Source organism: Alcanivorax sp., assembly GCF_040119285.1.
Taxonomy (GTDB): Bacteria; Pseudomonadota; Gammaproteobacteria; order Pseudomonadales; family Alcanivoracaceae; genus Alcanivorax.
This window is the reverse complement of the sequence record NZ_JBEDTY010000012.1, coordinates 1-5,987: the sequence shown is the minus strand read 5'-3', so window position 1 is coordinate 5,987 and position 5,987 is coordinate 1. Positions and strand designations below refer to the sequence as shown.

Annotated in this window: 5 protein-coding genes and 1 pseudogene; 5 read left to right on the top strand and 1 reads right to left on the bottom strand. The window is 54.4% G+C overall.

Features of this window, described 5'->3' with window-relative positions; all coding sequences use genetic code 11:
- The first annotated feature begins 12 nt into the window (after positions 1-12).
- Positions 13-321 (top strand): annotated as a pseudogene (locus ABNH10_RS04240) (manganese efflux pump).
- A gap of 12 nt (positions 322-333) precedes the next feature.
- Here ABNH10_RS04240 and ABNH10_RS04235 read toward each other — a convergent pair.
- Entirely contained in the window at positions 334-753 is a 420-nt protein-coding gene (locus ABNH10_RS04235; RefSeq protein WP_050898225.1) for a BlaI/MecI/CopY family transcriptional regulator, read from the bottom strand.
- A gap of 197 nt (positions 754-950) precedes the next feature.
- Here ABNH10_RS04235 and ABNH10_RS04230 point away from each other — a divergent pair, with 197 nt between their 5' ends.
- From ABNH10_RS04230 to ABNH10_RS04215, 4 genes are read left to right on the top strand one after another with little or no spacing between them, the layout of a single operon-like run.
- Complete coding sequence (locus ABNH10_RS04230) at positions 951-1,172, top strand: AbrB/MazE/SpoVT family DNA-binding domain-containing protein (RefSeq protein WP_008169731.1); 222 nt, start codon at positions 951-953, stop codon at positions 1,170-1,172.
- Positions 1,169-1,603 (top strand): type II toxin-antitoxin system VapC family toxin, encoded by a 435-nt coding sequence (locus tag ABNH10_RS04225; protein WP_123889262.1) that lies wholly within the window; start codon positions 1,169-1,171, stop codon positions 1,601-1,603. The genes ABNH10_RS04230 and ABNH10_RS04225 overlap by 4 nt, the downstream gene beginning before the upstream one ends.
- 23 nt (positions 1,604-1,626) lie before the next feature.
- Positions 1,627-2,868: a site-specific integrase gene (locus tag ABNH10_RS04220; protein ID WP_008169727.1), complete on the top strand. Its 1,242-nt coding sequence runs from the start codon at positions 1,627-1,629 to the stop codon at positions 2,866-2,868.
- Positions 2,869-2,886: 18 nt separating this feature from the next.
- The gene (locus ABNH10_RS04215; RefSeq protein WP_008169724.1) at positions 2,887-5,874 is read left to right on the top strand and encodes a Tn3 family transposase; all 2,988 of its coding nucleotides are present in this window, start codon (positions 2,887-2,889) and stop codon (positions 5,872-5,874) included.
- Positions 5,875-5,987 lie beyond the last annotated feature (113 nt).

The window sequence follows — 5,987 nt, the reverse complement described above, 5'->3', positions numbered from 1 at the left end:
CTAGGGCTGCACATGCTTTATGAAGGCCTGAAACCCAGCGCTGAAGAAGTGTCGAAGCCCTCCAGACAGTCATTTCTCAAGGTTTCTTTGACAGCCATCGGCACGAGCATGGATGCCATGGCTGTAGGTATTGGCCTGGCATTTATCAACGTCAACATCTGAACTGCGGCGGCCCTGATTGGTCTGGCGACGACCGTTATGGTTACGCTTGGAGTGATGTTGGGACGGGCAATTGGGTCGTTAATTGGCCAAAAGACCGAGATCTTAGACGGGCTGACACTAATCGGAGCCGGTGTTTGGATCCTGTCGAGCCATCTGTAAGGTCAAAAAATGCTACCGCACATGAAGAGCTTCGCCGCGCGTACGCATATTTTTAAGTTCAGCCTCTAGCGTATGCAAGGCTTCCTCGTTCAGCCAATTCGCCGCTTCGACGGACGCCGCCAGCGAAGAAGCGGTATCGCCGCCGAAGCGGCTGAGCACCTCGTTGACCAGACCGGCTACCAGCTGCTCACGGGCCACCTGCGGGGCATACCGGAATGCATGGCTAGCCTTGAAGCGCTTTAGCAGCTTTTTCCGATACAGCCGTTCCAACGTGGACTGCACAGTATTCACTGAAATGCCGCGCGCCACACCAATGGCAGCATGTACCTCTTTGGAGGACGCCTCCGGGACTCGCCACAGATGTACCAGCACCGCTACTTCGAGAGTGCCTAATGGTGGAATGGCAAGTTTATCAGGGGTGTCTTGAGTCACAGGTTTTCCGGCGACGGGTCGTGAGAAGATGAGCTAGAGTATAGAAGCACAAAAACCGATGATCAATCGGTTTTGTAGAGCGAGTGCGCCCTGTCTGAGGGTTTAGATCGAGGTCAGCGCCATTTCCTTTACTTCTTGACCTGAAGCAAAGAGGCCGGCAGTCTTTACTCTATTGATTAATGTAAAGGGTTCTAGTCATGCCAAAAGTCAGCTCAAAACGACAAATCACCTTGCCTGTGGATCAGTGTCGGCTGGCGGGCATTGAGCCTGGTGATGAATACGACAGCTACGTGGACAACGATGGCCACATTACCATCATCAAAAAGGTCTCAGGAGCCGCGCGCGGGATTCTCAAGGGCATCCGTGTGGATCGCCAGGTGAGTGAGGACGATTCCCGCCAAAACGGTATCGGTGCGTGATTGCCATTGATACCAATGTGCTGCTTCGTTACCTACTGCTGGACGATAAGGCTCAGTCGCATAAGGCCGTATCACTGATCACGGGCTCTGTACCCGCTCTGGTGACGGATGTCGTGTTGGTGGAGACAATGTGGGTTCTAACGGGTAAGCGCTACAAGCTTGACCGCGAGGCCATTGCTGGCGTGATCAGTGCGCTGTTTGCAGAGCCGAACATTGTCTTTGAGGATAGGCAGACTGTGTGGCGTGCTCTGAATGACTATAAGAAGGCGCGGCCGGTGAAGGTCGGTGGCAAGAAAAAGAGCGCTGACTTTCCCGACGCACTCGTTGTGAATAAAGCCATGCGCCAAGCACGCGAGTGGGGCCAAGCGTTTGAAGGCGTCTATACGTTCGACGTCGCGGCTCTGGAAATACTGGGGACGCTAAGTCCATAATTCGCCAAAATTAAAAGGTCGGCATGAGCAGCATTGACCACTACATACGCGCGGGCACCCGCGCCAATACTCGCAAAGCCTACCAAGGAGCAGTCCGCCACTTTGAGGACGAATGGGGCGGGTTTCTGCCGGCCACGGCCGACAGTGTTGCACGTTACCTGGTTGACCACGCGCGCGCTCATTCACTAAACACCCTGCGCCAACGACTGGCGGGTCTGGCGGCCTGGCACCTTGAGCAAGGTTTTCCCGATCCTACCAAAGCACCGCATGTTAAAAAGGTGCTCAAGGGCATTGCCGAACTGCACCCTGCCCCAGAAAAGCGGGCCAGACCCCTCCAGTTGGTGCAGCTGACGGCCATCGTATCGCACCTGGACCAGCAGATTGCTCGACAAGATACACACCGGTTGCCATTGCAACCGCTTCGCAACAAAGCACTTATGCTGATCGGTTTTTGGCGGGCCTTTCGCAGCGACGAGTTGGGGCGGCTCCATGCGGAGCATATTCAGGTGGAGCCTGGCTCGGGCATGGAGATTTACCTGCCCCGCACCAAAAGCGACCGCTCCGGGCAAGGGCGTTACTTCAAAGCGCCGGCCCTCAGGCAACTGTGTCCTGTAGAAGCCTATTTGGAATGGACTAACGCGGCACAGATCAAGCAAGGGCCGGTATTTCGGGCCATTAACCGTTGGGGCCAACTTGCGAATGAAGCTCTGCATCCGAACAGTATCATCACCATCGTCAGATCCTGTTGCCAAGCGGCAGGCATAGAGGGCTCAGACGCTTTCAGCAGCCACTCTTTGCGCCGAGGGTTTGCGAGCTGGGCCAATGGCCAGCGCTGGGACACAAAGTCTTTGATGGAGTATGTGGGATGGCGAGACGTTCATTCCGCAATGCGCTACATCGATGCACCTGACCCGTTCGCCCAGCATCGGATAGAGCAGAGCCTGGAAGGCCATCAGGCCGCTCCTTCTTTGGCGCAATCGACACTGCTGGAGGTGACCCTTCGGTTGGAGCGCTATAACAGCCAAGTGCGCAGCATAAAGAAAGTCCGTGAGCTTATCGAGCGCGTGTGCTTTGCCAACTGGGCCATGGCCAGGCTCAATGAGCAAGGAACGCAGTATCACATCACAATCACACATGACAGCCCGGAGCACCTTGATGAGGTTCTGGATGAGCTGCTCGCGCAAATGCACGCCTTAGCCAATGACCACCAGTGCATGCTCGAGGCGACAATCATGAATCCTGCCACTGGGACGACGTGGGACTAACTGGAGCGAGCGTGAGCCATGAGCAGCCTGCACGAAACAGCCTACCCGCGGCTGAAATCCGAAATCACCGAAAAAGAGCTGCAAGAATCCTATACGCCGTCCGACACTGAGCAGCTCTGGGGTCGACTGGCCAAAACACCGGTGGCCCGATTGGGTCTGTTGCTTCATCTTAAGCTCTTTCAGCGCCTGGGCTATTTTCAGTCCCTCGCGGCGGTGCCACGGGAAATCATTGAGCATGTCGGTCTCCAGTGTCAGTTTAGAAAGCTTCCGACCCAAACGCAGCTCCTACAGTACGACCGATCCGGGGCCAAGCACCGACACCTGAGGCAGATCCGGACCTACCTGGATGTTAAGCCCTTGGCGGGCACCGACAATAAGTGGCTTTACGAGATTGCTCTGGATGCGGCGGAAACCAAGGAAATGCTTGCGGACATCGTGAACGTCATGCTCGAAGAGTTGGTGCGCCATCGTTTTGAGTTGCCGGGTTTCACCGTTCTGAAACGTACGGCACGGCGTGCACGGAACCACGTGAACGAGCGCTGCTTTAGCGCCATCACCTCCCAGCTTACTGACGAGGCGAAGCAGAAGATTAATGAGCTGCTCTCACCGAACGGCCAGACCTACAGTGCCTGGCATATTCTCAAACGCGAACCGAAGCGCCCCGGCAACAAGGAGGTGCGTAGCTATCTTCAGCATGTGCACTGGCTGCAGACGCTTGGCGAAGAGATGCCTGCGATCAAGTTACCTATCGTCAAACACCGGCAGCTGGCGTTGGAGGCGCGTGCGCTGAACGCGACCGAGATGGCCGACCTGAAATTCAATAAACGTTATGCATTGGCGGTCATCCTGACGCGCAATCAACACAGCAAGGCGCTTGATGATGTGGCCGAACTGCTCATCCGTATGGTTCGCGCCATGGAAAGTCACGCCCAGGCGGCGTTACAGCAATACCTCCTGGACCACCAAAAACACGTTGATCGGTTGATAGAGACCTTTAAGGATGTGCTGACAGCCTACGAACAAGACACCTCTCAGCAACAGCGCTTGTCCTCGATTGAGGACATCATTGGCGAAAACAGCGGTACGCTGATCGACCGCTGCAACGAGCACATGGCTTATTCCGGCAACAATTACTTTCCCTTTATGCTCGCACCCTATCGCCAGAAGCGGGCACTCTTGTTCAATTGCCTTACCATTTTGGAACTCAAATCCACTTCCAACGATACCAGCTCAAACGCGTTGCTTACGCTCTTTCGCTCTCTGCAGCCGAGCCGTGCAGAGTACATTAAAATCGCGGCTGCCAGCGACACCATGGGCGAAACCTTTGACCCCGGCTGGATGCCGGAGAAGTGGCGAAAGTTGGTGCTCATTAAGTCCGAACAGTCGGGTGACTATGATCTATTGCACCGCAAGTACCTGGAGTTGTGGATACTGATCCATATCAAACAGGAGCTGTCATCGGGCGATCTTCACATACCACACAGTGCCCAATTTGATGATTATCGGGAGCAACTGATTGATGATGAGACACTCGATGCGGAGCTTGAGGAGTACGCCCAGCAGGTGGAGTTACCGCTGAGCGAGCCCAAGGCATTTTGCGTCCATCTGAAAGACCTGCTTACAGAGGCCTCCCGGAGGGTAGATGAACGGTTCCCGAAAAACCTGCACGCGGACATCCAAAATGGGCGACTGGTGTTACGCCGACACAAGGCTGAACTACCCACCAGTGAATTGAAAAAGCTCGACGAGCTCATCACCCAAACTCTTCCGCAGACCAGCATCATCGATGTATTAACCGATACCGAAAAGTGGCTCAATTTACACGGCAACTTCACGCCCTTGTCGGGCAACGAGTCTCGCCTGAACGAAGCCCAGAAGCGATTCATCACAACCCTGTTCTGCTATGGATGCAACCTGGGGCCCACACAGACAGCGCGTTCCATCAAAGGCATCAGCTCGCGGCAAGTAGCCTGGCTCAACCTCAAACACGCAACCGAGGAACGACTGGATAAAGCCATCGTTCAGGTGGTGAACGCCTACAACAAGTTCGACTTGCCAAAATACTGGGGTACCGGCCGCCACGTCTCGGCAGACGGTACCAAGTGGGATCTTTATGAGCAGAATCTGCTCTCCGAATACCACATCCGCTATGGGGGCTACGGCGGCATTGGTTACTATCACGTATCCGACACCTACATTGCGCTGTTTAGCCATTTTATTCCCTGCGGGGTGTACGAAGCCGTTTACATCCTCGACGGGCTGATGAGTAATAAGTCCGACATCCAGCCCGATACACTGCACGGTGATACTCAGGCGCAGAGCTACCCTGTGTTCGGGTTGGCCTATCTGCTGGGCATTAATCTGATGCCGCGCATCCGCAACATCCAAGACCTGACGCTGTGCCGACCCGATAAGCGATACCGTTACCAAAATATCGATTCACTGTTTACAGGGCACGTGAATTTCAAGTTGATCGAAACCCATTTGCGCGACATGCTCCGAGTCGCCGTCTCTATCAAGAAAGGGCAGATTACCGCTTCCACAATCCTTCGCCGTCTCGGAACTTACAGCCGTAAAAACAAGCTGTATTTCGCTTTCCGAGAGCTCGGGAAAGTGGTTCGAACGCTGTTCTTACTGCGGTACATTGATGAAATTGAACTGCGCAAGACCATCCATTCAGCTACTAACAAGAGTGAAGAATTTAACAACTTTACCAAGTGGTTGTTTTTCGGTGGGCAGGGGATCATTGCGGAGAATATCCGGCACGAGCAGCGCAAGGTCGTCAAATACAATCAGCTGGTAGCCAACATGGTCATACTGCACAACGTCGAACAGATGACGCAGGCATTAAAAACATTTGCCGACGACGGGCAAGGCCTCACCAAGGAGGTTTTGGGCGGGCTATCGCCGTACCGCACGGCCCATATCAACCGCTTTGGCGACTACACCCTGGATTTGAGACGCAAGGTCCAACCCCTGAATTTTAACGCCAAGATCATAAGTTAGCCCGATAATGGTGGTGCTTAATGCCAGATAACGAACACCCCCGGATACTCCCTTTAAATTCAGACACTTAGGGTTGATTTGGCGGATTTTTCCAGGATACCGTCGGACCCTCA